1 protein-coding gene is annotated in these 1,230 nt (G+C 55.7%); it reads left to right on the forward strand.

All coding sequences use genetic code 11. From position 1 onward, the window contains the following. A partial coding sequence (locus ACXAIA_RS20605) for a hypothetical protein (RefSeq protein WP_475351006.1) occupies positions 1-1,230 on the forward strand: 1,230 nt, incomplete at both ends.

Below are 1,230 nucleotides of genomic sequence, written 5' to 3' on the forward strand. Positions count from 1 at the left end.
TTGGCGTAACGGCGACTTCGGCAGATGGTTCTGACGTTGCAACGGCAACCGATACCCTGACTGTCGATGTATCTGGTGTCGCTGATACGCCGACACTGGATGTGTCTGATGCAAGCGGTAACGAAGACAGTGCGATCGCTCTTGATATTGATGCAGCTCTGACCGATTCCAGCGAAACGCTGACGGTCACCATCTCCGGTGTGCCTGATGGCGCAACCTTGTCTGCCGGAACCGACAATGGTGACGGCACCTGGACGTTGGTTTCGGATCAGTTTGAAGGTCTGACGATTACACCAGCTGAGGACTTCAGTGGGTCGTTTGATCTTGGTGTAACCGCGACCTCTGCCGATGGTTCGGATGTTGCAACAGCAACCGATACGTTGACGGTTGATGTCACGGGTGTTGCGGATGCGCCGTCACTCGATGTGTCTGATGCTAGTGGTAACGAAGACAGTGCCATTGCCCTTGATATTGATGCTGGTCTCACCGACAGCTCTGAAACGCTGACGGTAACAATCTCGGGTGTTCCGGACGGTGCGACTTTGTCTGCCGGAACCGATAACGGCGATGGCACCTGGACACTGGGTTCGGATCAGCTTGAAGATCTGACGATTACGCCAGCGGAAGACTTCAGCGGGTCGTTTGACCTTGGTGTGACGGCGACGTCGGCTGATGGTTCTGATGTTGCGACCACGACAGAAAGCATTACGGTTGATGTTGCCGGTGTCGCGGATGCTCCGACCCTGGATGTGTCTGATGCATCTGGCAATGAAGACAGTGCGATTGCACTGGATATCGATGCAAGCCTCACAGACTCCAGCGAAACGCTGACGGTCACGATCTCTGGTGTTCCGGACGGCGCAACTTTGTCTGCAGGTACGGATAATGGTGATGGTACCTGGACACTGGGTTCGGATCAGCTTGACGGTTTGACGATCACGCCGGCTGAAGACTTCAGTGGGTCGTTTGATCTTGGTGTGACCGCGACGTCGGCAGACGGCTCTAATGTTGCGACGACGACGGGCAGCATCACGGTTGATGTTGCGGGTGTTGCTGATGTGCCGACCCTGGATGTGTCTGACGCTTCGGGTAACGAAGACAGCGCCATTGCGCTGGACATCGACGCTGGTCTCACGGATTCCAGCGAAACGCTGACGGTCACGATCTCTGGTGTTCCGGACGGCGCAACTTTGTCTGCAGGTACGGATAATGGTGATGGTACCTGGACAC

Source organism: Thalassospira sp. ABL2_045 (assembly GCF_056161285.1).